The organism is Fulvimarina fulva (assembly GCF_039652615.1).
GTDB lineage: Bacteria > Pseudomonadota > Alphaproteobacteria > Rhizobiales > Rhizobiaceae > Fulvimarina.
Map to the genome: position 1 here is coordinate 169,532 of NZ_JBDJAC010000005.1, position 25,178 is coordinate 194,709.

Genomic DNA, 25,178 nt, shown 5'->3' on the forward strand with positions numbered 1-25,178 from the left:
CCGGCAGAAAATTACTCGACGCCCTGAACTTTACTCGAAATCTTGCCGAATCCGGTGATCATATCGTTCTTGAGGGTGGTCAGGGTCGCGATCAGGCCGACGGCAACGATGCCAGCGATGAGAGCATATTCAATCGCGGTAGCGCCGGACTCGTTCTTCAAAAAGCGAGCGAAGGTCTTGGACATGGAATTTTCCTTTGTTCATTCGACAGCACGTCCGTCGATTGTTCGACATCGATCGGATGACTAGACCCTAGACACGGCGTATTTCGATCGACTTAAAGTTCGTCCTTACTTTTTTATGACGAAGACCAAGCCGATTTGTGGTTAATGAACCAATAAGCCGATATTTACTTGACGTTCATCATGCTGTGTGAAGCTCAGAGCCATTGCCGATCACCGCAAACCAGTTGGAACGCCGATGCGCCGCCCCATGCTCAGAACCGGTCTTCTTGGAGCCCTCGCCGTTCTGATAGGCTCATGCCTTGCCCATGCGGAAGCCGGAAACGATATGATCTCGGTCGCCGTCGACCATGCGCGCATCCTGCAGATCGACCGTGGCGCAGGGACCGTCATCATCGGTAATCCGGCCATCGTCGATATCGAGGTTCTCAGTGAGCAACGCCTGGTTCTGACGGGAAAGAGCTACGGCATCACCAATGTCGTGATCCTCGACCGTAACAACGACGTCCTGATGGACGAGCAAGTAGCGGTCCAGACCTTCGAGGAAAACACGGTTCGCATCTACCGACAGTCCCAGCGCCAGACCTATGCCTGCTCACCCAAATGCGAGCCGACCGTCACGATCGGCGATAACCAGCAGGTCTTTCAGCTTTCGAGTGACCAATACCAGACGCGTCGCAGCATCGCGGAAGAAGCGGCAAAACCGTAGGCGACACGGAAACTTCTTGTCGCCTGACACGGCGCCATATGTTTACGCGGACATGTCTTTGTGAAGGATGCGTCCGCCATGCCCAGAGCTGTCATTATCGTTCTCGACTCCGTCGGCATCGGTGGCGCGCCGGATGCGGCCGAATTCGGCGATTCCGGCGCCGATACGCTGGGCTCGATCCTTCGCGCGTCTTTGGACGGGAAAGCGGATCGGGCCGGACTGCGCGAAGGTCCGCTGCACCTGCCCCATATGGCACGGCTCGGCCTCTTTCGTCTCGCAGGCCTTGATGGCGGGGACACCAAACCGGAAGCCCTGCATGGCTCCGCCCGCGAGATTTCGCGTGGAAAGGATACACCGTCCGGCCACTGGGAGATCGCAGGCGTGCCGGTCTCGTTTGAATGGGGCGTCTTTCCGGATGCCGAACCCTCCCTGCCCCGATCCCTGGTGCGCCAGATCATGAACGATGCGCCAATCCCCGGCATTCTCGGTGACAAGCGAGCCTCTGGAACCGAAATCCTGAAAGAGCTCGGCGAGGAGAGCGTGCGCACCGGGAAGCCGATATTTTACACGTCGAGCGACAGCGTACTTCAGATCGCGGCCCATGAGGAGCATTTCGGGCTCGACCGGCTCATGACACTCTGCGAAGCGGCGCGCGGACATTGCGATCCACTCAACATCGCACGGGTCATCGCGCGACCGTTTACCGGAGAAAGCGCAGACACCTTCAAACGCACAGCCAATCGCCGCGACTTTTCCGTCCCTCCCCCCGGCGAGACGATCCTTAACACGGCTCACACTGCAGGCCGAACGGTCTACGGCATCGGAAAGATCGCCGACATCTTCGCCCATCGCGGCGTCGACGTCTCCATCAAGGGCGACGGCAACATGGCGCTGGTGGACGCGACGCTCGAAGCGATCGGGCGGGCAAAGGATGGCGATCTTATCGTTTCGAACCTCGTCGACTTCGACATGGTTTACGGGCACCGGCGCGATGTCGCCGGCTATGCCGCCGCCCTCGAAGCCTTCGATGCGCGTCTCCCGGAAATCGAGACTGCCCTGCGGCCGGGCGATCTCTGCATCATCACCGCCGACCATGGGTGCGATCCAACCTTCCGGGGCACCGATCATACGCGCGAGCGCGTGCCGATCCTCGGTTTCGGTCCCGGCATCGAGCCACGGGACATCGGCGAACGGGAGACCTTCGCGGACATCGGCGCGAGCGTCGCAGCTCTTCTTGGACTTAAGCCCGGTCGATTCGGAACTTCCTTTCTCTGACCAACCTGCTTTATCTGCGCGCTGACGGACTCAAACGATGGGAGCCAGCATGGACGGCGTCACGGTCATCGATCACCCTCTTGTGCAGCACAAGCTGACAATCATGCGGAAAAAGGAGACCTCGACGGCCAGTTTCCGGCGCCTTCTTCGCGAGATTTCGACGCTGCTCTGCTACGAGGTCACCCGGCAGCTCGAAATCACGACCGAGCGCATCGAAACGCCTCTGATGGAGATGGACGCCCCGGTTCTGGAGGGCAAGAAGCTCGTCTTCGCCTCGATCCTGCGCGCCGGAAACGGCCTCCTTGAGGGCATGCTCGATCTCGTGCCGGCCGCGCGCGTCGCCCATGTGGGGCTCTACCGGGACGAGAAGACGCTCGAACCCGTCGAATATTATTTCAAGGCACCGGAGCAGATGGGCAACCGTCTCGTCATCGTGGTCGACCCGATGCTCGCGACGGCGAACTCGGCCATTCTGGCCGTCGAGCGCCTGAAGCAGCAGGGCGCCACCAATCTGCGCTTTCTGTGTCTGCTTGCAGCCCCCGAAGGCGTGAAGCGGTTTCGCGAAGCCCATCCGGACGTTCAGGTCTTCACCGCGTCGATCGACAGCCATCTCAACGAGCTTGGCTATATCGTGCCGGGTCTCGGCGATGCGGGCGATCGCATGTACGGAACGAAATAGGTTCAAAGGGCGAAGCGACGTTCTCCAATCCTTTACCCTTTTCGCAACAAGGGGAATGGAAAGACGCCGCGTTTCGAACCCGGTAAGTGAGCCCATGGCAGGCTTGGCCTTCATGTTTCAGTGAAAGTCGAGGCGCCCTGCCGTGATGTCCCGTGCGATCTTTCTCCTGACCCTTTGCTCCCTTGGGGGATTGGCAGTGCCTTCGGTCCTGCAGAGCTATCTCGACAAGCAGCGCTCGGGACCAGAGCGGGTCGAGCCGGCAACGCCCGTTCTGGACGCTGCGATCCAGACCGCACCGGCGGACGCTCACAGCGGCAGTTTTCGCAGCAGCGTCGTTCTGAACGCAGACTTGATGGGACATTTCAGAACGGATGCCCGGCTGAATGGCATGCGCAACCCGATCCTGATCGATACGGGCGCGACACAAGTCGCAATCGACGAGAAGACAGCGCGGCAGATCGGCATCTATGTGAAGCCAAGCGACTGGACCGTTCCCGTCCAGACCGCGAATGGGGTCGCGAAAGGCGCGAGCGCGCGAATCGACCGGGTCGAGATCGGAACGATCGTCGTGCGCGACGTCGATGCGCTGGTGCTGGAGGAAGGAACGCTCGGCGTCACGCTGGTCGGGATGAGCTTCCTGTCCCAGCTCGACCGCTTTTCCGTCGAAGACGGGCGGCTGACGATGGAACGTTAGGGCTGCGGCACGACGCCAAGCTCTCGCGGGCCGAAAAAGCCCGACCCACCTGCATCGCTCCCCTAGCCGGCCTCCCCTCTCAGCTCCTCGGTATCGAAGGCCAGCGGCAGAAGGTCTCCCATGGTGACCGTCTTGATCACGCCGCCATCGACGTCGCAGAGATGAACCCTCGTCTCGGCGCTGGCAAACTCGGCGATGCGCTGGCGGCATCCGCCGCAGGGGCTGCATGCAGGGAGCTTCTCTGCGACGACCGCAATTTCGGCGATGCGACCGCCCCCGTCCATGACGAGATGCCCGATCGCCGTCGTCTCCGCGCACCAACCCTCGGGAAAGCTGACCGACTCGACGTTGCAGCCGGCATAGATTCGCCCGTCCGACGTCCTCAGAGCAGCGCCCACCGGGAATTTGGAATAGGGCGCGTGAGCCTTGCGCATCGCGGATTTGGCCTTGGCGAAGAGGTCATCGGCCATTTCGGTGTCTCGCTTCGATGAAATTGCTGTCAATCATATCCGCCGCCATAGGATAGGCTGACGCTCTCTTTGTCGACCGATCTTTATGCGATCTCGCCTATCTTTCGGTCTTGCCATGGACAAGGCAGACGCTTTTCTCCAATTTTCGGATCGGGACGAGAAAGCGAATGAAGCAAGGGCCATGGCCGAACACGATTCATCCGTAGAAAGCAGGCTCGAGGATCTCGAGGTGCTGACCAGCCACCAGTCGAACACGATCGAGGAATTGTCGGAGGAGCTGGCGAAAGCCTATGGCGCGATCCGGAATCTGCAGCTGAAGATCGAGCATCTGACAGACCGGGTCGGCGCCGTCGAGGACGGCGGCGGCAAGCCGGAAGTGACGAAACCGCCTCACTACTGACCATCATATGGCCTTCACCCGAGGCGCCGGCCTCCGCTTCGCAGGCGTTTATCAGCGTCCATATGAATGAGGCGGTCGCCAAATCATACCGCCGGACCTTCGAAACCATCGGTTTCAAAGGCCCCTCGGTATCACTTCAGCGGCGGGATCTGGCCAAGCGGAATGACACCCGCCGCGAGCTGACCGTCATTCGCTGTCACGCGGATCGTGGTCCGGCCGTTCTCGGTTGTTCCGACATAGGGAACGACCGATGCGACCGTATTCGCGATCGACTGGGCTTCAGGCGCGATCGAGCCGATGATCGAAGCCAGCCGTTCGGGAGATGTCACGGCGAGATCGAAGGTTCCCGACAGGAGGCCTTCCTGAGAGAACGAAAAATCGCCCGCAAGATCGGCACCGGCCGGATCGCCGCTCAACTGCAGCTGCAAGGAGCGAAGCGTGCCGCTCCGGCCGGCGAATAGTTCGCGCGCCGAGCGCCCCGAGGCCGTTCCTGAAAGCCAATCCGCCGCATTCTGGATCGTGAGATCGGTCGAGAGGTCGAAATCCGGGATGCTGCTGAGTTGAGGAATATCGATTTTCGCCGATCGCTGATTGCCTGCGATATCGAGATCGCCGTCGCGGCGCCGGGCATGCAGTTCGCCCGAACTCGCGTTGAAAACGAGCTCGCCGCCGATGGCGATACGCGGCGCATCGATGGCGATGGAAATCCGGTCGAGCCCTTCCGTCCAGAAGCTCGCGCTCGACTGGGCAAGCTCCCAATTCAGATCGACCGGGAGTTCGCCCGCGGTTTCGATCCGCACAGGCGCACTCAGTTCGCTGACGACGAGGTTCGGCTGATAGATCTGGGCGGCGCTGCGGAACGATCCGGCATCCACCTCGACCCCGTTGCGCGGCACGATGACCGAGAGATCGTCACAGACAAGTCCGAGACGGAAAGGGTAGCCCACGACATCGCGGCCGTCACAAGAGACAAGGATGCCGTCTCGCTCGGCATTCTCGATCGCCCGGCTGGTGACCCGATCGAGTTCGGAGGCGGCGTAGAACCAGAACCCCGTCAGGATTGCGAAGAGAACGACGACAATTGCGGCAATCCAGATATAGGCGCGGCGGATACGGCGTGGTTCCGAGGTTGACGAAGACAACGAAGCTCCCCTTTGAAAGACGGATGACGTGGTAAGAGGCATAACGGGCAGGAATGGGCGAAAATAATGACTTCTGGGTGTTCGGCTACGGCTCGCTGATCTGGAACCCCGGTTTTGATTACGAGGAACGATCGGTCGCACGCCTTGCCGGTTTCCATCGCGCGCTGTGCGTTCGCAGCCATGTGCATCGCGGCACCCCCGAAAGGCCGGGGCTCGTCTTTGGTTTGGACCGGGGTGGCTCCTGTGTCGGCATGGCCTTTAGGGTGAATGGCCGCAACCGCGAAAGCGTGATGGCCTATCTGAGGGCACGCGAACTCGTGACCCATGTCTATCTTGAAAAGACCGTTTCGATCCGTCTCAAGGATGGCACTGGCCTTAACGCCATCACCTATGTCGTCGATCGCGGCCATAGCCAGTATGGCGGCAAGATTTCCGCAGAGAACGCCGCGCGGATCGTAATGGGCGCCCACGGACGTTCAGGTCCGAATACCGAGTATGTGACCAATGCCCTTAAGGAAATTCATCGCATGGGCCTGAAAGACGCCTGGCTCGAAAGCGTGGTCAGCCGTCTCAATCAGCCCCATCCCGGCTGATTGAGACGAATGCCGGATCACTCCGAGACGTTGTCGCCTGTCAACGCGCTCTCCAGCTTCCGCCGCCCGACTTCGGTGCGCGGCTTCAAACCGTCCTCGCGATAGGCTTCGGCGAGAAGTTCGCCCGACCTCTCCTCGATCGATCCGCGAAGGCGCTTGAAGAAATCCATGCGCGACAGGCCGGGATGGATCAGCTCGAGGAATTCGGCATGCGCCGTGCCCGGCCAGCGACGCACATCGTGCCTTGGCCAGTAGAGCCCGGAATTGAGGGCCACCGGCACGACCGGGAGATCAAGCGTCTCGTAGAGACGGTAGATACCCTGCCGATAGTCGGGAGCCGATCCCGGCTCACTGCGTGTGCCTTCGGGAAAGATCACGATCTGTCGCCCCGCCGCTGCGGCGACCCTGGCGTTTTCCAGCATTGAGGCGATGGCGCCGCCACGCTTCTTCCGATCGACCGGAATCATACCCATGAGCCTTGCGTACTGGCCGAAGAGCGGGATGCTCAAGAGCTCCTTCTTCAGGATGAAGGAGGGGCGGTCCAGATGCGGCACGAGGGCGATGATGTCCCAGAACGACTGATGTTTCGATGCGATGATCGCCTGGCCGTCCGGGAGATGCTCGAGCCCCGTCACCCTAGAGCCCGTGCCGGCGAAGGTCTTCAGGATCCAGAGGCTCGATCGGCACCAGCTCTTGATGATCCGCCAGTTGGTCTCCTCGGATACAAAAAACATCACCGGTACCGCGAATAGCAACCGGATGATGAAATTGAGGTAGAAGGCGATCTGAAAAAGGATCGAACGCACGATCAGCATGAAAAAGGCCTCTAGAGCATGATGTGATCCGAAAAATTGCATGGCTTTTCGGATCACATCATGCGGCAAACCAAAGATTGAGAGCGAAATGCCGACTTGGACTTACCGCATTTCGCTCTGGGGCGGGATTTGTCTCCTTGAGAGCCAGGGCCCGGTCGAGAAAGCATTGGTCCCATTCGCGCAACGCTGCAACGCGCAACAGAGGGACGAGCTCCGATCTTGGAAAGCCGATCGAGGCGAGACAGTCAATGGTGTCTCGGGCGCGAGGGAAACCGCGGAAAGGCCATTGACCTCGGCCCGCGCACTGAACCGGCAGAGGACGCGGGAACGCTCTCGAACCTCAGGCGGAGGGCTCCGCATTGGCGGACGACACCATCGGATCGACGCCGACGATCGCAGCTCTGACCCGCGCCGCCATGAGCTTTGCGTATTCGGTCACGAGCACCTCGAGCCCTCGCCGGCTTGGGATCGCATCGTCCTGCCAGAGCTCGTCGAGGCGTACGGCAACGGGCGTGATACGATCGAGATTGCCCACCCGCTCGAACTCGATCAGCGAACGCTGCATGTGATAATCGCTGGTGACGAGTATCAGATCGTTAAAATTGTTCCGGGCCGCCCAGCGCACAGCCTCCATCGCGTTGCCGACGGTGTCGAGGGCTGCGACATCGATGTCGACACAGCACTTGAAGAGAGCGAGATCGGTATTGGTCATGCGCGCGATCGCGCTGGCGCTCGTATTCTCGTTGACGCCGCTGATCAGAAGGCGCTTGCCATATCCGTTCTTCAGGAGGGTGAGCGCCCGCTCGATACGATTGGCACCGCCGGTCAGAACCACGATCGCATCGGCCTTCGGCACGTTTTCGAGGCGCGAGACCGCAGCCGTCGTTTCGGTGTAACGCAGGAAGCTGCCGACCGTGAAACCGCCGACAACGAGGATGACGGCACACAGGAGCGCGAAGCGCCGCTTTCGACCGCGGCGCAGCATTTCGGCCCAGTTCGCCCTCTCGGGCCGAACCTTGCCATCCTTTCGGCCACCGCGGCCTATCATGTTCGCCTCATCGACATCGGGTCTCAACGTCTCCGTCAGTTACGCGTCCATATCGCGTGGAGCCTAAAGCCGCAGGCTGATGCCGGACCTGCGTCTTAGGTGGGTCTGTCATATATAGAACTCAGTTTTCCACAGGCGATAGCATATCGATCAGGGAAAGCTGTTTCAGAACCGTGAACCGTGACGTGAGGGCTGTGAGAAGTCCGACGATAGCGATGATCAGGGCAACGCCAAGATAGCCGGTCCAGCCGATCGCGAAGGAACCGAAAAGAGCCGAGATCTGGTCAGCCTCGGGTCGTGCCTGATTGCTGGCCGTCCAGAGCCCGATCGTCCAAAAGAGAACGATGGCGAAGACACCGCCCGCCAGCGCCCCGATGAGCCCCATCCGCAGGAAATGCCACTGAAACTGCTCGGCGATGAACTCGGACCGGGCGCCCACGAAATGCAGCACTTCGACGATCTGGCGATTGCCGGCCATGGCACCGCGCGTCGCAAAGACCACGGTCAGCGCGGTCGCGATGAGGACGAGCATGAGGACGCCCGCCCCCGTGATGATCATCGCATTCGCCATGGCGACGAGCCGCGAGACCCAGGCCCGGTGGTCGTCGAGCTCGGCCTGCGGAACGGCTTCCTCCAGATCTCGCCGAAGGCCGTCGAAATCTGGCGGATTGTCGCCATCGATCGAGATCACGACGAGGCGCGGCACCGGCAGTTCGGTCAATTCGAGTTCCGCGCCGAGCCATGGTTCGAGGAGCCGCGAGGTCGCGGCATCGGTCAGCCGCGCGGCGCTGGTGACGCCAGGTGTTTCGCGCGCAAGCTGTTCCACGGTTGCAAGCGCGACGTCCATATCGAGCCCTTCACGCGGAATAATCTGGACTGTGATCTCCTGCGATATGTCGTTCTGCCAGTCTTCCGCGGTCTCCGAAACCAGAGTCACGGCACCGACAGTGAGGCTGGCGAGGAAGGTCATGATCGCGACGGTGATGACGAGCGCGCGGCCGGACACACTCGAAGAGGGAACGATCGGCGCCTGACGACCGGCCTTGCGGCGCAAGGTAATATCCCGGATGCGCCCAAAGACAGGCTGAAGCGCGGCCAGATAATCAGTCCTGGATCGCAAGCCGCCCCTCCTCCAGCATCATGCGGCGCGCGCCGATCTGGTCCATCAGGCCGAAGTCGTGAGTTGCGATGACGACCGCCGTCCCGGTTCGGTTGAGCTCCAGAAACAGGCGGAGCAGGCGACGCGCCATGGGCGGATCGACATTGCCGGTCGGCTCGTCGGCAAGGAGGATGTCCGGCTGGTCGATGAGCGCGCGGGCAATCGCGGCGCGCTGTTTTTCGCCGCCGGACATGGTGACCGGGAAGGCGTCCTTGCGCGCGCCGAGCCCAACCCATTCGATCAGGTCGACGACGTCCTGCCTGTAGCTCTCCTCGGACCGGCCCCGCACCCTCAGCGGCAATGCGATGTTCTCGAAGGTCGTCAGATGATCGAGCAGGCGGAAATCCTGAAAGACGATGCCGATACGCCGTCGAATCGACGGCAGATCCCGGCGCGACAGCGTCGAGACGTCGCGGTCGAGCACGCTGATCGAACCACGTGTCGGGCGAAGGGCGAGGAAAAGCATGCGCAGAAGGCTGGTCTTCCCCGCGCCGGACGGGCCCGTGAGAAACTGAAACGACTGCCTGCGGATCTCGAAGTTGAGATCCTTCAGGATTTCCTCCCCGGCGTCGTAGCGCAAACCGACATTCTCGAACCTAATCACGAAACGTCGCTTTCCTGAACGTCTTAAACCGTTTCTGCTGCCCGCGACCTTGGCCGAAAAAGCGGCAAAACTCCGACGATTTCAGCTTGAGTCTCTTTGGGGACGCATCGACCCTCGATCGCGAAGATGAAGGCCGCATCGGCCAACTATCGTCCATCCACCCTGCGTGAGCCTCGCACGAGCTTTGAATGCTTGGTATAGGCTCTTCAAGCGCAGTCGGCAAAACAGGCCGCCCCCGATGAGCGAGCACGCGATGAAGACACCGAACGACCGGCGAGAGAGCGACCTTCCGCGCAAGCCGCTCGTCATCGAAGGCCATGCGCGGCGGCTGAACGACAAGGACCCGCGCGACCGGCTGCCGGGAAACAGCGGTTACCGGCATCTCGGCACGCCGCGCTGGACGAACCCGTCCCAGACGCTTGCCGGGGACGCGGGCAAGCGAACCACCTTCTTCAAACGCCGGCCAGAGCCCGAGGTCGATCTCTTTCGCCATGGCGGTGCCCGGCCGTTAGAAGAGACGATCGAGGAGCAGCCCGCGTATGCCTCCAGCGCTCCGTTGAAGATTGCCTGTATCGCTGGCGCGGTGATGGCGGCGCTTTTCATTCTGCCAAGTCTCCTCGACCTCGCGGGAGGATCGGCTGCAACGCGCGTCTCCGACACCGTTAGCGATACCACGCTTGGAAACGGCCTCGACGTGTCAAACGTCAAGGCGGAACTCCTTCCCCGCGACGGCGCATCGATCCTGACACTGACGGGTGACGTCTCGAATGCGGCGAGCGAACAGTCCGTGCCGCCGATCGAGATCGTCCTGACGGATGGCGAGGGCGGGCGCGTCGTGCGGCGGATCGAGGTTACGCGGAGCCCGCTTCGATCCGGAGAGCAGCTGGGCTTTTCATCCTCGGTTCTGCTACCCGACACGATCAAGGGACCGCTCGAACTGTCTTTGAGGCCGGTCGCTCCAAGCAATGGAAATCTGAAATGAGACGTCACGGACGAACGGTTCTCGAACTCTTCGGCGAGAATGAGATCAGGACCGAGGTCGACCGGATCGCTGATGAGATCGCGACCCGCTATGGCGCGGACGCCGGCAATCTGATGCTGGTTTCGGTGCTGAAAGGCGCGTTCGTCTTCACCGCCGACCTGATGCGGGCTCTGAGCCGGAAGGGCGTTGCGGCGGAAGTGGAGTTCATTTCGCTGTCGAGCTACGGCGCCGGCACCCAAGGTGGGGAAGTTCGCCTCTTCCGCGACATCGAACGACCGGTGGACGGTCGCGACGTGATCCTGATCGAGGACATTCTGGAGAGCGGACGCACGGTCGCGCTCGCGCAGAAGCTGATGTGGGAACGGGGTGCGAAATCCGTGGGTCTCGCCGTTCTTCTCGACAAGCCAGGTCATCGAAAGGTGGACATCGAGGCCGATCATGTCGGCTTTTCCTGTCCGGACAAGTTTGTCGTCGGCTACGGCCTCGATGCGGCATATCTGTTCCGGGAACTGCCCTTCATCGGATATCTCGTCGAAGAATAGGCGCCTGCGGACAAAACGGCGACCGGGCAGGCGCGAGACCGGAGGGACGGACCTCTTCAGCCAGGCCGAACGCTGTGAATCGACGCTGGATAAGCTGTGGATAACGCGAAGCTTCCCGGTTCGGCAGGCGGCAATCCAGTCCGGGGACAGCTTCGACGTGCAGTTTGTACGCTGAAAAACCGATGCGCGCTTCACAAAGTGTTGAAAACAAACCGATAGACCGGAGCGGACTCATTGCCGCCATCATCGAACCGAAGCGTGCGTTCGGCAAGAAGAAGCGGCTTCGAGTTGTGTCTCAAAGCCGGCATTGGAGGTGCGGACCATGGCGAACATACTGATTGCGGAGGACGAACAGGCGGTCCGCCATCTCGTCGCTCGCGCCCTGCGCATGGATGGTCATGACGTTTGTGAAGCCGAGGATGGCGAGGAAGCGCTCGACCTGTTGGATGAAGCCGGCGGGCGGTTCGATCTGATCTTGTCCGATATCCGCATGCCGGCCATGACGGGCATTGAGCTCGCCCATGAGGCCGCGCGGAAATGGCCGCATATCAAGATCCTGCTGATGACCGGCTATGCCGAGCAGAAGGAAGCCGCCAGCGAGTTGAGCCGGATCGTCGAGGACGTGCTCGACAAGCCGTTCGCCATTGGCGATGTGCGCATGCGCGTCGGCGAGATCCTTGCCGCACGCGGGCCAGCGCCCCGATCGGTCGCGGCTTCGGCCTGAGAACCGCGCCGGAGGCTGTCGTCGCGGCTGATAAAATCACCCACAGACAATCAAAAGCCCGAGCCGAATGCGGCCCGGGCTTTTTTATGGTCGTCTGATCCTCGACGCTAAAAGCTTATCGGCCAGACCTCAGAACACTGCGGCCGGCATAATCCGCCTGGCTGCCGAGTTCTTCCTCGATACGCAGAAGCTGATTGTACTTGGCGACCCGGTCCGAACGGGCGAGTGAGCCGGTCTTGATCTGTCCGCAGTTCGTCGCGACGGCGAGATCGGCAATGGTCGAGTCTTCGGTTTCGCCCGAACGGTGCGACATCACGGCCGTATAGCCGGCGCGATGGGCGACGGAAACAGCATCGAGCGTTTCGGAGAGCGAGCCGATCTGGTTCACCTTAACGAGGATCGAATTGGCCGCCCCCATCTCGATGCCCTTCTTCAGGCGCTTGGAGTTCGTGACGAACAGATCGTCACCGACCAGCTGCACCTTGTCGCCGATCGACTTCGTCAGCTTCGTCCAGCCCTCCCAGTCGTCTTCGTCGAGGCCGTCCTCGATCGAGATGATCGGATAGGCGTCCGACAGCTCCTTGAGATAGCCGGCCATGTCGTCGGCCGAGAGCTTGCGGCCCTCGCCAGTAAGATCATAGGTGCCGTCCTTGCAGAACTCCGTCGCCGCGCAATCGAGCGCGATGAACATGTCGTCGCCCGGCTTGTAGCCGGCCTTCTCGACGGCCTGCATGATGAAGTCGAGCGCTTCCTTCGGCGAACCGAGGCTGGGCGCAAAACCGCCCTCATCGCCCACATTGGTGTTGTGGCCGGCATCCTTCAGCATCTTCTTCAGCGTGTGGAAGGTCTCGGCCCCCATGCGAAGGGCATCGGAGAAGCGCTCCGCGCCGACCGGCATGATCATGAATTCCTGAAAGTCGATCGGGTTGTCCGCATGAGCCCCGCCATTGACGATGTTCATCATCGGAACGGGCAGGACATGGGCCGAGGGGCCGCCCACATAGCGATAAAGCGGAAGCCCGGCCGACTCGGCGGCCGCCTTGGCGACAGCGAGCGAGATGCCGAGAATGGCGTTCGCGCCGATGCGACTCTTGTTGTCGGTGCCGTCGAGGTCGCAAAGAGCCGCGTCGATCATCAGCTGATCTTCGGCTTCCATGCCGACGATTTCTTCCGCGATCTCGTTATTGACCGCATAGACCGCCTTCTGGACGCCCTTGCCCATATAGCGCTCGTCGGCGTCGCGCAGCTCGACGGCTTCATATGCGCCGGTGGAGGCACCCGATGGCACAGCCGCCCGGCCCATGGAGCCGTCTTCGAGGACCACGTCCACCTCGACGGTCGGATTGCCCCGGCTATCGAGAATTTCACGGCCAATAATATCGATGATGGCGGTCATAAAATGGGTCCTCACGGTTTGCGCGTTTCTTGTTAGGTGGCTTTTATGACAGGCGATTGAGGCTGAACAGTCGAAACCGGCAAATTCAGCAACCTGACCGGATCGAAATCAAAACCCTTTCACGAGATCATCCAGCGCCTTCAGGCGACGGAGCAGCTCCGGCATCCGGTCGAGCGGCACCATGTTTGGCCCATCGGAGGGGGCGTTGTCCGGGTCCTCATGGGTCTCGATGAAGAGCCCGGCGACGCCGACCGCGACGGCAGCTCGCGCGAGCGTTTCCACGAAGCGGCGTTCACCGCCCGACGAGCCGCCCTGTCCGCCCGGCTGCTGGACCGAATGGGTTGCGTCGAAGACGACCGGCGCACCCGTCTCGGCCATGATGGGAAGCGCGCGGAAGTCCGAGACCAGCGTGTTATAGCCGAAGGAGACGCCGCGCTCGGTGAGAAGCACGTTCGGATTTCCGCTGTCGGTCACCTTGGCAAGAACGTTCTTCATATCCCAGGGCGCGAGGAACTGACCCTTCTTGATGTTCACGACGCAGCCGGTCTTCGCGGCGGCGATAAGAAGATCGGTCTGGCGGCAGAGGAAGGCCGGGATCTGCAGGATGTCGCAGACCGCGCCCGCTTCCCGGCATTGCTCTTCTGTGTGAACGTCGGTGATGACCGGCAGCTGCAGCTGATCGCGAATTTCCTCGAACACCGGCAGTGCATTGCCGAGACCGATGCCCCGCCGGCCCTTCAGGCTCGTGCGGTTCGCCTTGTCGAAGCTTGCCTTGAAGACGTAGCCCATGCCGAGGTCCTCGGTGATGGTCTTCATCCGCTCGGCGATCATCATCGCATGATCGCGGCTTTCCATCTGGCAGGGGCCGGCAATCAGCGCCAGGGGCTTGTCGTTGGCAAAGTTCACGGACGCTGCCGCGACCTGATTGTTGATCTTGTTCATGGGGGAGTCGCTCAGCCGGTGAAAACGATGCGGCCCGCCCCGTTGGGACAGGTAACGGCGAGATAGTCCTCTTCGGCCTCGAAGTCGACGGCGGCCTCGCTGAGAACGCCGCGAACGGCCCCGAGATCGCCTGTGCGAATGACGATCGCGCTCAGAGAAAAAGCCGGCACGCCCTCCCCGCCGACTTCCGTCACCGTGACCCTCCCGTTCGGGAGGTCGAAGAAGAGATTGCCGTCCTCGTCTTCGTCCGAATCACCGTCGAGCACGGCCTGGAAGTAAGCCTCGGCCGCCTCGATGTCCGTCGTCGCGAATTCGATGCCGGCAAGACCCGTTGCCCCGTTTCGATGGCTTGTCAGCTCGCCGCGATCGACGGTCGCAGAACGTCTCACCTCACACAGGAAGATGTTCGGCGCGCGCGGCGCAAAATCCTTCACGAAGGCAAGGCGGAAGGCGAGTTCGCCGGTGGTGGCATCGGGAAGCGTCAACGTCCGTTCGAAGTCGACGGTCGCCTCTTCGGCGAGCCCGACAAGGGCAAGGCTCTCGCGGTCCTTGAGGCTGTCATCGGATTTCAAAGCAAGGCCGGAAAACGCTGACGGATGCTCCGCGCGGAACGCGGCATCGCGGCGCACGAAGAGATTGCCGTCGCGGTCCGCCGCCTCGCAGGCGTCCTCGTCAACGCGCGCAAGCGGCTCGATGAAGAGCCCGTCCGCCAGATAGATGCAGGCATTGCCGGTACCGAATGGATGCTGCGCATCCGGTGCAACCGTAAAGCCGAGGCTTTCGAAAAACGCGCGCGCTTCAGACAGTGCGGCGAATGGCATGACGATGTGATCGAGCTGGCGCATGAGATCACACGTACAGGCCCTGTCCGAAGCGCTCAAGCACTATTGCCTTCCGCCTCCCATCGTCCGCTCGCTCCGAGATCAGGGATGCGCCGCTTCCACCTGAAATTTTTGACCTTGCCTATCGAGAAAAATCAACCGATAGTTGAATAGTAAATTTAATATCTACTTTGAGGAGAAGGAACGAAAGAGATGAACGTTTCTCGCACTTGGCAATTCGATCTCCCAAATGGAGCTAAACCCGACGACGAAGATCTGTCGGAGCGTTGGTATCCCAACATTCAGGATACGTGGGCGAATTGCACGTCGACACGGCTCTACGATCCAATTGAAGGCATCCGCGCGGTTGTGATCCACGGAACGGCAGGCTCGAGTTCCGACGGCGCCGTCTCCGTAATGCGCGCAGGTCGGGCGAGCTTCCACTGGCTGGTTCCGGACGAAAACGAAAACGCTCATGGACATCATGTCTGGGCTTGCGCTCCCGAAACTCGGGCGGCCTGGCATGTGCGCAACTCCGCATCCCATCCAGATGTCTGGAACGGAGAGAAGAAGGTCAATCACTTCTCTCTGGGCATCGAGGTCGTCAACGCTCAGGATGACAGGGATCCGTTCTCATCATGGCAGATAGAAGCCACGGCCGCGATCGTCCGATACTGTTGGCTCAAATATCCTAACCTCAAACACGTCGTCGCCCATGCGAAACTTGACCCGGATCGTCGATCCGATCCGAGAAAGCTGTTTCCCTGGGATAGGTTCAAGTCGCTCGTTCTGGGCGGCTCTCAGTCCGACGCACAGGTCGCAAATCTCCGGAGCGAGGAAACGGGTGGATACGCCGTCTACGGATAAGGATGGCCTTTTCGACCACGAGGCCTGAAAGTTCGGATCGAGAACGGCATCACGTCTCGGTCCGACGGATCACACCAGCCGGCTTCGTTCCACCGCCGCCTGAATGAAGCTGGTGAACAGCGGATGGGGTTCGAACGGGCGCGACTTCAGCTCCGGATGATACTGGACGCCGATGAACCAAGGATGGTCGGGCAATTCGACCGTTTCGGGCAAAAGTCCGTCCGGCGACATGCCGGCGAAGATCATGCCCGCCTCTTCCAGGCGCTCGCGATAGGCCCGGTTGACCTCGTAGCGGTGCCTGTGGCGCTCGCTGATCTCGGTGTCGCCGTAGATACCGGCGATGCGCGAGCCTTCCTTGAGGGCCGCCTTGTAGGCGCCAAGGCGCATGGTGCCGCCGAGATCGCCTTCCGCCGCGCGCTGTTCGAGCTCATTGCCCTTCAGCCATTCGGTCATGAGGCCGACGATCGGCTCCTTGGTCTCGCCGAATTCCGTGGAGGAGGCCTGTTCGATACCGGCGAGCGAGCGCGCGGCCTCGATCACCGCCATCTGCATGCCGAAGCAGATGCCGAAATAGGGAACGTTGCGCTCGCGCGCGAAACGGGCCGCGAGGATCTTGCCTTCCGAGCCGCGCTCGCCGAAGCCGCCGGGGACGAGAATGCCGTTCACCCGCTCCAGATAGGGAGCCGGGTCCTCCTTCTCGAAGACTTCCGAGGGGATCCAGTCGAGCTTGACGCGCACCCGGTTGGCGATGCCGCCATGCTGGAGCGCCTCGATGAGCGACTTATAGGCATCCTTCAGATCGGTATATTTGCCGACGATGGCGATGGTGACCTCGCCTTCGGGATTGCGGATATTGTCGACCACCTGATGCCAGCGCTGGAGCTGCGGCTTGGGCGCGGGATCGATTCCGAATGCCGCCAGCACTTCCGAATCCAGGCCTTCGTTATGGTAGGCGATCGGCACGTCGTAGATCGTCGCGACATCCAGCGCCTGAATGACCGCCGTCGAACGGACATTGCAGAAAAGGCTCATCTTGCGCCGCTCGTCGGCCGGGATCGGACGGTCGGCGCGCACGAGGAGAATGTCGGGCTGAATGCCGATGGCGCGCAGTTCTCGCACCGAGTGCTGGGTGGGCTTGGTCTTCAGTTCGCCCGCCGCCGGGATATACGGCATCAGCGTGAGGTGAACGTAGATCGCCCCGCCGCGCGGCAGGTCGTTGCCGAGCTGGCGGATCGCCTCCATGAAAGGCATCGCCTCGATATCGCCGACGGTGCCGCCGATCTCGCAGAGGACGAAGTCGTAATCCTCGTTGCCGTCGAGGACGAATTCCTTGATGGCGTCGGTAACGTGCGGAATCACCTGCACCGTGCCGCCGAGATAATCGCCGCGGCGCTCTTTCGCGATGATGTTCTGATAGATGCGGCCGGTGGTGATGTTGTCGGCCTTGTTCGCCGAGCGGCCCGTGAAGCGCTCGTAATGGCCAAGGTCGAGATCGGTCTCGGCTCCGTCGTCGGTGACGAAGACCTCGCCATGCTGGGTCGGGCTCATCGTGCCCGGATCGACGTTCAGATAGGGATCGAGCTTCCTGAGGCGCACGCGGTAGCCGCGCGCCTGAAGGAGTGCGCCGAGGGCTGCAGAAGCAATGCCCTTGCCGAGTGAGGAGACCACGCCGCCGGTGATGAAGATATATCGCGCCATGGGCCTTCCCGTTATCGTGAGACGCGCGGTGATGCCAGTCAAAAAACTGGACGCGTCTCTTATTCACAAACAAAACGGGGCGCCAAAGGCACCCCGTCGGGTCTCGTCGCGTTCGTAAAAGCGTTATAGCCCAGGCCTTACTGGCCTGTCTGGCTCTCGCCCTGCTGGTCGGCCTGAGCCTCGCCCTGCGCATTTCCGCCCGAGAGCGGCTGATCCGGCGCCTGTTCGACAGCCGAGCGATCCTCGACTGGCGGAATGGGGGCCGGGTCGGCCGCATTCGGCGCGCTCTCGCCGGGATTGGCCGGAATTACGCCGGCATCGTTCGATGTATCAGTGCCATTGCCCGATTGCGCGGGCTGGTCGAGCAACAAGCTGTTGTCGGCACCGGTCGCACTGGCCGGCGATTCGTTTGCCGGAGCCTCGGTCTGAGACGATGGCGTCGACGATGCGCCGGACGCGCCACCCGACGCACCTGGGATCAGAGACTGCGATTCGGTCTGCGCAGCACCGGATGTGTTTCCGGCGGCACCGCTATCGGCCGGAGCCTCGCTGCCGGCAGCGCCGGCATCACCCGAGGCAGCACCATTGGCCCCGCCATTGTCGCCAGGCAGGCCACCCAGCTGATCGAGCAGGCTGCCGCCATCGGTCGACTGGCCCTGGCCGGACGGAAGCTGATCGAGAATATCGGTCGGCTGGGAGCTGTAGCGGGCAAGGATGCCGAGGGTCAGCGAGGTGACGAAAAAGCCCGCGGCGAGAATACCCGTCGTCTTGGTCAGCGCATTCGCCGCGCCGCGTGCGGACATCATGCCACCACCGCCGCCGCCGATGCCGAGAGCACCGCCTTCCGAGCGCTGGAGGAGCACCACCACGACGAGCGCGACGACGATCATCAGGTGGACGACGATAAGGATGGTTTCCATGAATGTTCCAGGACGCGCTGCGCAGTCTTACGTGAATGGCGCGCCTTCTATAGAAAATGGCTTGTTATTCCAAGCCGATTTCAAGGTCAGAAAAGTCGGGTTCGAATGGATCGCGACCATCGGGCCGCGCCGCTGCCTCGCATATCGCAATAAAATCCGCCGCCTTCAAGCTCGCCCCGCCAACTAGCGCGCCATTGACGTTCTCGGTGTGCATCAGCTCGAAGGCGTTGTCGGGCTTCACCGACCCGCCGTAAAGAATGCGAATGGCCGATCCGGTCTGGCTCCCAAAGCGCTGTATCAGGGTCTTGCGGATGAAGGCATGGGCTTCGGCGACATCTTCGGACGTCGCCGTTCGGCCGGTGCCGATCGCCCAGATCGGTTCATAGGCGACGACCAGATTATCGGCCTCGACGCCATCAGGAAGCGATCCGGCAAGCTGCTCGCCGAGACGATCGAGTGTCCGGCCCTCGTCGCGCTCTTCCTGGCTTTCTCCGATGCAGGCGATCGCGACGAGTTTCGCCCGCCAGGCCGCCTTCACCTTGGCGCGAACCATCTCGTCGCTTTCGCCGTGGTCGCCGCGACGCTCCGAGTGACCGACGATCACATAGGAAGCACCGACATCCTTCAGCATTTCGGCCGCGATATCACCCGTATGGGCACCACTGACTTCGGCGTGGCAGTCCTGCCCGCCCACCTTCGCGGCGTTGTGCAGAATACCGCGGCTTGCCGAAAGCATGGTTGCCGGCGGGCAGACGACCACATCCGTGCCCTCCGTCCGGCCGTCCTTGATCGCATCCGCGATCCCCTTCAGCTCGGTGAGGGATCTGAGGGTGCCATTCATCTTCCAATTGCCGGCAATCAGTGGCGTCGTCATATTTACCCCTTCAGGGACCGATAAATCTCTCAACTCGGTTCTGGAACTACCGCCTGGGAAAGCCGAAATCAATCGGCAGCCGGTGCCTTGCGCCGGTCGAGCCTTGTTTCCTAATAAGAACCCGGATACGCCGCCCCGCAAGAAGAGCGGCTGGATATTCAAGGGAGTGACATGCTCAATTCGCTAAGAAAAGCGACGACCGGCTGGACTGCCAAGATCCTGCTCAGCCTTCTCGTGTTGAGTTTTGCGGTCTGGGGCATCGGCGATGTCTTCCGGGGCGGCAATCAGGATGCCGTCCTCAGCGTCGGCAAGACCGATGTGCCGCTGCCCGAATACGCCCTCACCTATAATCAGGTGAGCTCAGGCATCACCCGGCAGCTCGGGCGTGAGCTGACACCGGAAGAGGCCTCGGCCTTCGGGATCGATCAGGCCGTACTCTCTCAGCTGGTCTCCGGCGCTGTCCTGACCGAACAGGCGCGCGATATCGGCCTCGGGATCTCGGATGAACGGCTTGCGCGGATTATCGCGGACGATCCGAGTTTTCAGGATGCCTCGGGCAATTTCTCCCGCTCGCTGTTCCGCAATCTCCTGAACCAGATCCGCCTGCGCGAGTCCGATTATATCGCGTATCAGGAAGATTCCGCGATGCGCACGCAGATCGTCGATGCGGTGAGCAACGGCATTACCCTTCCCAAGGCCTACGAAGAAGCGCTCGGTCTCTTCAATGGCGAGCGGCGCAATGTCAGCTATATCTCGGTCGGACCGGGTGCCCTCGAGAGCGAACCACAACCAAGCGACGAAGAGCTTCAGGCCTATTTCGAGGAACACAAGGCCAATTACGCTGCGCCGGAATTTCGCGGCCTTCAGGTTGCGCGGCTGACGCGTGAGACGATCGCAGACGAAAGCGCGGTCACGGACGAGCAGATCGCCGCCGATTACGAGCAGTATCAAAGCCGCTACGGCGAACCGGAGCGGCGGCAGGTCAGCCAGATCGTGTTCTCCGATCGGGCGGCGGCTGATGAAGCGGCTCAAAAACTCGCTGGCGGGGCGACTTTCGAGAATGTCGCACGTGCTGCCGGCAAGAACCCGGGCGATACCGCGATCGGTCTCGTCACCGAAGAGGATATTCCAGACCCCGATATTCGTCAGGCAGCGTTTTCGCTGGATAGCGGACAGACCTCGGACGTCATCGACGGCCGCTTCGGCCCCACGATCGTTCGGGTGTCCGAAATTCAGGAAGCAAGGGTGACGCCGCTCGAAGAGGTTGCGGACGATATTCGCCGCGATCTTGCGCTCAACAATGCAAGCGATGCCCTGAATACGGCCTACCAGACCTACGAGGATTCACGCGCAGGCGGGGCGAGCTTCGAGGAAGCGACCCAGGAGGCAGGCCTTACCGTCGAAACCTACAAGGCGGTTGACCGCCAGGGGCGCGATCCATCCGGTGCACCGGTCACAGCCCTGTCGGGAGAGAACGAACTCCTCACGGAAGCCTTCCAGAGCGAACCCGGCTTCGATAATATTCCGCTCACGACCGATGACGGTGGCTATCTCTTCTTCGATGTGACGGACGTCCAGCCGGCGCGCGACAGAACCCTCGACGAAGTGCGTCAGCAGGTCGTCAACGACTGGACGCAGGCTGAAACCCTGCGCCTTGTCGAAGAACGGGCTCAGGCGCTTGCGGACGAGGTCCGAAGTGGCAAATCGCTTCAGGGCGTCGCTGAGGAAAACGGTCTTCAAGTGCAGAGCGCGATGGGCATCACGCGCCAGAGCGGCGCGGGCGAGATCGGCGCGCAGGCGAGCCAGGCGGCCTTTTCCGGCGGCAAGGGCACGATCGAAGCCGCTAAGGGTCGGGGCGCGCTCGAACAGGTCGTGCTGCAGATCGACGAGGTGGCACCGCCGGCCTCGCCGCTCGACAACGTCAACCAGACGCAGATCGGACAGGTGCAGTCCGGGCTCACCAACGATCTGGTCCAGAGCTACGTAACGCGGGTCCAGAAGGATTATCCGCTTGAAATCTATCCGAACGGGATCGAGAACGCCAAGAGCCTGCTGCGATGAGCGAACGGATCAAACCCTATCTCGCCAAGGTTGCGAGCGGAAAGGCGCTGACGCGCTCGGAAGCTGAAACTGCCTTTTCGATCCTGATGTCGGGCGAAGCGACGCCGTCGCAGATCGGCGGTCTCCTGATGGCGTTGAGGGTCCGCGGCGAAAGCGTCGACGAGATCGCCGGCGCGGTTTCGGCCATGCGGGCGAACATGACCCGCGTCGAAGCTCCCGAAGGAACAGTCGATATCGTCGGAACCGGCGGCGACAATTCCGGCACCGTCAACATCTCGACGGCCTCGGCCTTCGTCATCGCGGGCTGCGGCGTGCCGGTCGCCAAACACGGCAATCGCGCCCTCTCCTCGCGCTCCGGCGCTGCGGACGTGCTGGCGGCCCTCGGCGTCGACATCGACCTGAAGCCGGACCAGCTCTCCGACGTCATCAAGGAAGCGGGTCTCGCCTTCCTCTTCGCACCGAACCACCATGCCGCGATGCGTCATGTGGGGCCGACCCGCAAGGAGCTCGGAACGCGGACCATGTTCAACATTCTCGGGCCGATGACCAATCCGGCGGGCGTCACGCGCCTGCTGATCGGCGTTTTCGGGCCCGAATGGATCGAGCCCATGGCTCTGACGCTGCGCGAACTCGGCACGGAACGTGCCTGGGTCGTCCATGGTGACGGTCTCGACGAGATGACGACAACCGGCGAAACCCAGGTGGCCGAACTGATCAACGGCGAAATCCGGACCTTTACGGTCAAACCCGAAGATGTCGGACTGAAGGTCGCCCATCTGTCCGAAATTCGCGGCGGCGAGGCTGCGGACAACGCGCTGCGGCTGTCGGCACTTCTTTCGGGCGAAGCCGGCGCCTATCGCGATATCGTCTGCCTGAATTCGGGCGGCGCGCTGGTGGTAGCGGGCAAGGCCGGCGACCTCAAAGAGGGCGTGCGGATGGCCCAGAACGCAATCGACGAGGGACAGGCCCAGGCCGCTCTCGACAGGCTGGTCAGCGTGACCCAGCGCCTTGGGAAAAATACATCATGAGTGATACCCAGCCCGCCATCGACATTCTGAGCCGCATCGAAGCCTATAAGCGCGATGAGATCGCCGCGGCGAAATCGCGGACAGGTATCGACGAGCTCGAGCGCCTGGCGGCGGACGCAGGCCCGCCGCGGGGCTTTCTCGAAGCGATCCGCAATCGCACGGAGACCGGCGGTCTTGCGCTGATTGCCGAAGTGAAGAAGGCAAGCCCCTCCAAGGGGGTCATCCGCGACGACTTCGATCCGGTAGCGATCGCGAAAGACTATGAGCGGGGCGGCGCGGCCTGCCTTTCTATCCTCACCGACGAACCGAGCTTCATGGGAAGCCTGCAGTTCCTGAAGGATGCGCGTGAGGCGACGCAATTGCCGGCGCTGCGCAAGGACTTCATGTTCGACACCTATCAGGTCGCCGAAGCGCGGGCCTGGGGCGCCGATGCGATCCTCGTCATCATGGCGGCGGTGGACGATGCAACAGCGCTTGCGCTGGAAGACGCCGCGATCGCCTATGGCATGGATGTTCTGGTGGAAGTTCATGACGAGGCCGAGACGGAACGCGCCCTGAAGCTGCGATCGCCGCTGATCGGGATCAACAACCGCAATTTGCGCACCTTCGAGACGAGTCTCGCAACGGCCGAAACCCTGGCCGCGATGATTCCGGACGACCGGACCATCGTCGGCGAAAGCGGCATCTTCACCTATGCCGATTGCCTGCGGCTTTGCGATCGCGGCATTCGGAGCTTCCTTGTCGGCGAGAGCCTGATGCGACAAGACGATGTCGAGGCCGCGACGCGTGTGCTCCTCGGCGAACATCGTCCGGACATGCCCCATTGAGCGATGAGAACCGACAGGCCGGCAACCGGCTGACCCATCTCGACGAGACCGGCTCGGCCTCCATGGTGGATGTGGGCGACAAGGCGGAGACCGTTCGGGTCGCAACGGCGGAGGGCTTCGTGCGCATGAAGCCCGAGACGTTGTCGCTGATCCGCGACGGCCAGGCCAAGAAGGGCGATGTCGTGGGCATTGCGCGGATCGCCGGCATCATGGCCGCCAAGCGCACGCACGAACTGATCCCGCTCTGCCATCCGCTTCTGTTGAACAAGATCGGCGTCGAAATCGAGTTGGACGAGGCGCTGCCCGGCCTGCGCCTCACGGCCCTTGCCCGCGTCTCCGGCAAGACCGGCGTTGAGATGGAGGCGCTGACCGCCGTCTCCGTCGCCTGCCTCACCGTCTATGACATGGCGAAGGCCGTCGATCGCGAGATGGAGATCGGTGGCATCCGGCTTCTCACCAAGTCGGGCGGCAAGTCCGGCGATTTTCGGGCCGAGACCGAGAGGAAAGCAACCCGATGAGCCTTCTTCCCGTCGAGGACGCATACGCCCGGATCCTTTCCGGTGCAGAGCCGATCGATCGGAAGGATATCGTTCCGTTGCGAGCCGCTCGCGGCCGGGTTTTGTCGGGCGATCTCTTCGCAAGGCGGACACAACCGGGTTTCGACGCGTCGGCCATGGATGGCTATGCTGTTCGGGCCGAGGATGCGTCGGTCGGTGCAGTTCTGAATGTCGTCGGCGAGGCGGCAGCCGGACATGGCTGGAGCGGATCGATTGCCAAGGGCCAGGCGCTTCGGATCTTCACGGGCGCGCCGATGCCGGAAGGCGCGGATTCGGTTCTCATTCAGGAGGATACCGAAGCTGCCGGCGAAAGGCAGGTTCGTGTCAAGGAAGCGCCGGCGCGCGGCGACCATATTCGCAAGGCGGGTGTCGATTTTGTCGATGGGGCCCGGCTTCTGTCCGCGGGAACCCTCCTCTCGGTCGGCGCGCTCTCGCTTGCGGCGAGCGGTGGCCATCCTGAGTTGACGGTTCTGGCACGACCGAAAATCGCAATTCTTGCGACCGGCGACGAACTGGTTTTGCCCGGCGAAACCGTCGGACCGCACCAGATCGTCGCGTCCAACACCTTCGGCATTGCGGCGCTTGCGGAAGAAGCCGGCGGCGACGTTCTGAATTGCGGGATTGCGCGAGACGATCAGGACGACATCGTCGCCCATTTCGACCATGCGCTGGACAACGGGGCAGACGTGTTCGTCACCATCGGCGGCGCCTCGGTGGGCAAGCACGATCTCGTGGGCAAGGTGTTTGCCTCGCGCGATGTCGATCTCGATTTCTGGAAGGTCGCGATGCGGCCGGGCAAACCCTTCATGGCGGGCCGCAAGGGCGCGATGCGGATCGCGGGGCTTCCCGGCAATCCGGCTTCTTCGCTTGTGGCTGCGACCCTGTTTCTGGCACCGCTCATCAGACGGCTCGCCGGCCTTCCCGATCGTCCGCTCTTCCATGATGGCTTTCTTGCCGAAGCGATGCCGCCCAATGGGGTGCGCGCCAATTTCGTGCGTGCGGTCTTCGAAGGGTTCGACGGGACAAGGCCGCGTTTGAGGCCGCTTGGAAAGCAGGATTCCTCGCTGCTCTCGGTCTATGCGAAGGCCGATGCGCTTCTCATGCGCCCCGTCGATGCGCCGGCGGGGAAGGCCGGCGATCCGTGCCGCTACATCGCGATCGACTGAGTT

General features: G+C 62.0%; 28 protein-coding genes. 15 read left to right on the plus strand and 13 right to left on the minus strand.

The window, feature by feature from the left end; translation table 11 throughout:
* Nucleotides 1-11: 11 nt before the first annotated feature.
* Entirely contained in the window at nt 12-185 is a 174-nt protein-coding gene (locus tag ABDX79_RS09355) for a Flp family type IVb pilin (RefSeq protein WP_346220018.1), read from the minus strand.
* Nucleotides 186-420: 235 nt separating this feature from the next.
* Here ABDX79_RS09355 and ABDX79_RS09360 point away from each other — a divergent pair, with 235 nt between their 5' ends.
* From ABDX79_RS09360 to ABDX79_RS09375, 4 genes are all read left to right on the plus strand, one after another.
* The gene (locus ABDX79_RS09360) at nt 421-891 is read left to right on the plus strand and encodes a pilus assembly protein N-terminal domain-containing protein (protein ID WP_346220019.1); all 471 of its coding nucleotides are present in this window, start codon (nt 421-423) and stop codon (nt 889-891) included.
* A gap of 78 nt (nt 892-969) precedes the next feature.
* Complete coding sequence (locus ABDX79_RS09365) at nt 970-2,166, plus strand: phosphopentomutase (protein WP_346220020.1); 1,197 nt, start codon at nt 970-972, stop codon at nt 2,164-2,166.
* Nucleotides 2,167-2,215: 49 nt separating this feature from the next.
* Nucleotides 2,216-2,845, plus strand: coding sequence for a uracil phosphoribosyltransferase (upp, locus tag ABDX79_RS09370; RefSeq protein ID WP_346220021.1), 630 nt, complete (start codon nt 2,216-2,218; stop codon nt 2,843-2,845).
* A 145-nt stretch (nt 2,846-2,990) separates the two neighbouring features.
* The gene (locus ABDX79_RS09375; protein WP_346220022.1) at nt 2,991-3,539 is read left to right on the plus strand and encodes a retropepsin-like aspartic protease family protein; all 549 of its coding nucleotides are present in this window, start codon (nt 2,991-2,993) and stop codon (nt 3,537-3,539) included.
* 62 nt (nt 3,540-3,601) lie between these two features.
* Here the strand turns inward: ABDX79_RS09375 and ABDX79_RS09380 are convergent, their stop codons facing one another.
* Nucleotides 3,602-4,009, minus strand: coding sequence for a cytidine deaminase (locus ABDX79_RS09380; protein WP_463671142.1), 408 nt, complete (start codon nt 4,007-4,009; stop codon nt 3,602-3,604).
* Between the two features lie 181 nt (nt 4,010-4,190).
* On the opposite strand from ABDX79_RS09380, the gene ABDX79_RS09385 reads away from it, so the two are divergent.
* Nucleotides 4,191-4,409 carry a SlyX family protein gene (locus ABDX79_RS09385; protein ID WP_346220023.1) on the plus strand — a complete coding sequence of 73 codons (219 nt, stop codon included), beginning with the start codon at nt 4,191-4,193 and terminating at the stop codon, nt 4,407-4,409.
* Nucleotides 4,410-4,540: 131 nt separating this feature from the next.
* Here ABDX79_RS09385 and ABDX79_RS09390 read toward each other — a convergent pair whose 3' ends face one another.
* The gene (locus ABDX79_RS09390; protein ID WP_346220024.1) at nt 4,541-5,551 is read right to left on the minus strand and encodes a DUF2125 domain-containing protein; all 1,011 of its coding nucleotides are present in this window, start codon (nt 5,549-5,551) and stop codon (nt 4,541-4,543) included.
* 53 nt (nt 5,552-5,604) lie between these two features.
* On the opposite strand from ABDX79_RS09390, the gene ABDX79_RS09395 reads away from it, so the two are divergent.
* Nucleotides 5,605-6,144, plus strand: coding sequence for a gamma-glutamylcyclotransferase (locus tag ABDX79_RS09395; RefSeq protein WP_346220025.1), 540 nt, complete (start codon nt 5,605-5,607; stop codon nt 6,142-6,144).
* Nucleotides 6,145-6,161: 17 nt separating this feature from the next.
* Here ABDX79_RS09395 and ABDX79_RS09400 read toward each other — a convergent pair whose 3' ends face one another.
* The 4 genes from ABDX79_RS09400 to ftsE all read right to left on the minus strand — a co-directional run bounded on the left by ABDX79_RS09400 (nt 6,162) and on the right by ftsE (nt 9,770).
* Nucleotides 6,162-6,959 carry a lysophospholipid acyltransferase family protein gene (locus ABDX79_RS09400; protein ID WP_346220026.1) on the minus strand — a complete coding sequence of 266 codons (798 nt, stop codon included), beginning with the start codon at nt 6,957-6,959 and terminating at the stop codon, nt 6,162-6,164.
* Between the two features lie 340 nt (nt 6,960-7,299).
* Entirely contained in the window at nt 7,300-8,007 is a 708-nt protein-coding gene (locus ABDX79_RS09405; RefSeq protein ID WP_346220027.1) for a YdcF family protein, read from the minus strand.
* A 121-nt stretch (nt 8,008-8,128) separates the two neighbouring features.
* Nucleotides 8,129-9,127, minus strand: coding sequence for a cell division protein FtsX (locus ABDX79_RS09410; protein WP_346220028.1), 999 nt, complete (start codon nt 9,125-9,127; stop codon nt 8,129-8,131).
* The gene (ftsE, locus tag ABDX79_RS09415; protein ID WP_346220029.1) at nt 9,111-9,770 is read right to left on the minus strand and encodes a cell division ATP-binding protein FtsE; all 660 of its coding nucleotides are present in this window, start codon (nt 9,768-9,770) and stop codon (nt 9,111-9,113) included. The genes ABDX79_RS09410 and ftsE overlap by 17 nt, the downstream gene beginning before the upstream one ends.
* A 253-nt stretch (nt 9,771-10,023) precedes the next feature.
* Here ftsE and ABDX79_RS09420 point away from each other — a divergent pair, with 253 nt between their 5' ends.
* The 3 genes from ABDX79_RS09420 (at nt 10,024) to ABDX79_RS09430 (ending at nt 12,018) form a co-directional block, all read left to right on the plus strand.
* Nucleotides 10,024-10,752 carry a hypothetical protein gene (locus ABDX79_RS09420; RefSeq protein ID WP_346220030.1) on the plus strand — a complete coding sequence of 243 codons (729 nt, stop codon included), beginning with the start codon at nt 10,024-10,026 and terminating at the stop codon, nt 10,750-10,752.
* Nucleotides 10,749-11,294: a hypoxanthine phosphoribosyltransferase gene (gene hpt / locus ABDX79_RS09425; protein WP_346220031.1), complete on the plus strand. Its 546-nt coding sequence runs from the start codon at nt 10,749-10,751 to the stop codon at nt 11,292-11,294. The genes ABDX79_RS09420 and hpt overlap by 4 nt, the downstream gene beginning before the upstream one ends.
* Nucleotides 11,295-11,616: 322 nt before the next feature.
* Nucleotides 11,617-12,018, plus strand: coding sequence for a response regulator (locus tag ABDX79_RS09430; RefSeq protein ID WP_346220032.1), 402 nt, complete (start codon nt 11,617-11,619; stop codon nt 12,016-12,018).
* Nucleotides 12,019-12,133: 115 nt separating this feature from the next.
* On the opposite strand, the gene eno is transcribed toward ABDX79_RS09430, so the two are convergent.
* From eno to ABDX79_RS09445, 3 genes are all read right to left on the minus strand, one after another.
* Entirely contained in the window at nt 12,134-13,414 is a 1,281-nt protein-coding gene (gene eno, locus ABDX79_RS09435; protein WP_346220033.1) for a phosphopyruvate hydratase, read from the minus strand.
* A 108-nt stretch (nt 13,415-13,522) separates the two neighbouring features.
* Nucleotides 13,523-14,356 (minus strand): 3-deoxy-8-phosphooctulonate synthase, encoded by an 834-nt coding sequence (gene kdsA, locus ABDX79_RS09440; protein ID WP_346220034.1) that lies wholly within the window; start codon nt 14,354-14,356, stop codon nt 13,523-13,525.
* Nucleotides 14,357-14,367: 11 nt separating this feature from the next.
* Nucleotides 14,368-15,237, minus strand: coding sequence for a VOC family protein (locus tag ABDX79_RS09445; protein WP_346220035.1), 870 nt, complete (start codon nt 15,235-15,237; stop codon nt 14,368-14,370).
* Nucleotides 15,238-15,390: 153 nt separating this feature from the next.
* Between ABDX79_RS09445 and ABDX79_RS09450 the strand changes: the two genes are divergently transcribed.
* Nucleotides 15,391-16,044 (plus strand): N-acetylmuramoyl-L-alanine amidase, encoded by a 654-nt coding sequence (locus tag ABDX79_RS09450; protein WP_346220036.1) that lies wholly within the window; start codon nt 15,391-15,393, stop codon nt 16,042-16,044.
* A 69-nt stretch (nt 16,045-16,113) separates the two neighbouring features.
* Here the strand turns inward: ABDX79_RS09450 and ABDX79_RS09455 are convergent, their stop codons facing one another.
* The 3 genes from ABDX79_RS09455 to tpiA form a co-directional block, all read right to left on the minus strand.
* Entirely contained in the window at nt 16,114-17,742 is a 1,629-nt protein-coding gene (locus ABDX79_RS09455; protein ID WP_346220037.1) for a CTP synthase, read from the minus strand.
* 137 nt (nt 17,743-17,879) lie between these two features.
* Nucleotides 17,880-18,662: a preprotein translocase subunit SecG gene (secG, locus tag ABDX79_RS09460; RefSeq protein WP_346220038.1), complete on the minus strand. Its 783-nt coding sequence runs from the start codon at nt 18,660-18,662 to the stop codon at nt 17,880-17,882.
* Nucleotides 18,663-18,726: 64 nt separating this feature from the next.
* The gene (gene tpiA, locus ABDX79_RS09465; RefSeq protein WP_346220039.1) at nt 18,727-19,536 is read right to left on the minus strand and encodes a triose-phosphate isomerase; all 810 of its coding nucleotides are present in this window, start codon (nt 19,534-19,536) and stop codon (nt 18,727-18,729) included.
* Between the two features lie 171 nt (nt 19,537-19,707).
* Between tpiA and ABDX79_RS09470 the strand changes: the two genes are divergently transcribed.
* The 5 genes from ABDX79_RS09470 to ABDX79_RS09490 are packed head-to-tail and all read left to right on the plus strand — an operon-like array spanning nt 19,708 to nt 25,175.
* The gene (locus tag ABDX79_RS09470) at nt 19,708-21,597 is read left to right on the plus strand and encodes a SurA N-terminal domain-containing protein (protein ID WP_346220040.1); all 1,890 of its coding nucleotides are present in this window, start codon (nt 19,708-19,710) and stop codon (nt 21,595-21,597) included.
* Nucleotides 21,594-22,625 carry an anthranilate phosphoribosyltransferase gene (gene trpD / locus ABDX79_RS09475; protein WP_346220041.1) on the plus strand — a complete coding sequence of 344 codons (1,032 nt, stop codon included), beginning with the start codon at nt 21,594-21,596 and terminating at the stop codon, nt 22,623-22,625. Before ABDX79_RS09470 ends, trpD begins: the two co-directional genes overlap by 4 nt.
* Entirely contained in the window at nt 22,622-23,452 is an 831-nt protein-coding gene (trpC, locus tag ABDX79_RS09480; RefSeq protein WP_346220042.1) for an indole-3-glycerol phosphate synthase TrpC, read from the plus strand. Before trpD ends, trpC begins: the two co-directional genes overlap by 4 nt.
* Nucleotides 23,449-23,970 carry a cyclic pyranopterin monophosphate synthase MoaC gene (moaC, locus tag ABDX79_RS09485; RefSeq protein ID WP_346220043.1) on the plus strand — a complete coding sequence of 174 codons (522 nt, stop codon included), beginning with the start codon at nt 23,449-23,451 and terminating at the stop codon, nt 23,968-23,970. The genes trpC and moaC overlap by 4 nt, the downstream gene beginning before the upstream one ends.
* Complete coding sequence (locus ABDX79_RS09490) at nt 23,967-25,175, plus strand: molybdopterin molybdotransferase MoeA (protein ID WP_346220044.1); 1,209 nt, start codon at nt 23,967-23,969, stop codon at nt 25,173-25,175. Before moaC ends, ABDX79_RS09490 begins: the two co-directional genes overlap by 4 nt.
* Nucleotides 25,176-25,178: the final 3 nt, after the last annotated feature.

Coding starts and splice junctions, on each gene's coding strand:
- ABDX79_RS09355 (WP_346220018.1), bottom strand. CDS start 185: ATGTCCAAGACCTTCGCTCGCTTTTTGAAGAACGAGTCCGGCGCTACC.
- ABDX79_RS09360 (WP_346220019.1), top strand. CDS start 421: ATGCGCCGCCCCATGCTCAGAACCGGTCTTCTTGGAGCCCTCGCCGTT.
- ABDX79_RS09365 (WP_346220020.1), top strand. CDS start 970: ATGCCCAGAGCTGTCATTATCGTTCTCGACTCCGTCGGCATCGGTGGC.
- upp (WP_346220021.1), top strand. CDS start 2,216: ATGGACGGCGTCACGGTCATCGATCACCCTCTTGTGCAGCACAAGCTG.
- ABDX79_RS09375 (WP_346220022.1), top strand. CDS start 2,991: ATGTCCCGTGCGATCTTTCTCCTGACCCTTTGCTCCCTTGGGGGATTG.
- ABDX79_RS09380 (WP_463671142.1), bottom strand. CDS start 4,009: ATGGCCGATGACCTCTTCGCCAAGGCCAAATCCGCGATGCGCAAGGCT.
- ABDX79_RS09385 (WP_346220023.1), top strand. CDS start 4,191: ATGGCCGAACACGATTCATCCGTAGAAAGCAGGCTCGAGGATCTCGAG.
- ABDX79_RS09395 (WP_346220025.1), top strand. CDS start 5,605: ATGGGCGAAAATAATGACTTCTGGGTGTTCGGCTACGGCTCGCTGATC.
- ABDX79_RS09400 (WP_346220026.1), bottom strand. CDS start 6,959: ATGCTGATCGTGCGTTCGATCCTTTTTCAGATCGCCTTCTACCTCAAT.
- ABDX79_RS09405 (WP_346220027.1), bottom strand. CDS start 8,007: ATGATAGGCCGCGGTGGCCGAAAGGATGGCAAGGTTCGGCCCGAGAGG.
- ABDX79_RS09420 (WP_346220030.1), top strand. CDS start 10,024: ATGAAGACACCGAACGACCGGCGAGAGAGCGACCTTCCGCGCAAGCCG.
- hpt (WP_346220031.1), top strand. CDS start 10,749: ATGAGACGTCACGGACGAACGGTTCTCGAACTCTTCGGCGAGAATGAG.
- ABDX79_RS09430 (WP_346220032.1), top strand. CDS start 11,617: ATGGCGAACATACTGATTGCGGAGGACGAACAGGCGGTCCGCCATCTC.
- eno (WP_346220033.1), bottom strand. CDS start 13,414: ATGACCGCCATCATCGATATTATTGGCCGTGAAATTCTCGATAGCCGG.
- kdsA (WP_346220034.1), bottom strand. CDS start 14,356: ATGAACAAGATCAACAATCAGGTCGCGGCAGCGTCCGTGAACTTTGCC.
- ABDX79_RS09450 (WP_346220036.1), top strand. CDS start 15,391: ATGAACGTTTCTCGCACTTGGCAATTCGATCTCCCAAATGGAGCTAAA.
- ABDX79_RS09455 (WP_346220037.1), bottom strand. CDS start 17,742: ATGGCGCGATATATCTTCATCACCGGCGGCGTGGTCTCCTCACTCGGC.
- secG (WP_346220038.1), bottom strand. CDS start 18,662: ATGGAAACCATCCTTATCGTCGTCCACCTGATGATCGTCGTCGCGCTC.
- tpiA (WP_346220039.1), bottom strand. CDS start 19,536: ATGACGACGCCACTGATTGCCGGCAATTGGAAGATGAATGGCACCCTC.
- ABDX79_RS09470 (WP_346220040.1), top strand. CDS start 19,708: ATGCTCAATTCGCTAAGAAAAGCGACGACCGGCTGGACTGCCAAGATC.
- trpD (WP_346220041.1), top strand. CDS start 21,594: ATGAGCGAACGGATCAAACCCTATCTCGCCAAGGTTGCGAGCGGAAAG.
- trpC (WP_346220042.1), top strand. CDS start 22,622: ATGAGTGATACCCAGCCCGCCATCGACATTCTGAGCCGCATCGAAGCC.
- ABDX79_RS09490 (WP_346220044.1), top strand. CDS start 23,967: ATGAGCCTTCTTCCCGTCGAGGACGCATACGCCCGGATCCTTTCCGGT.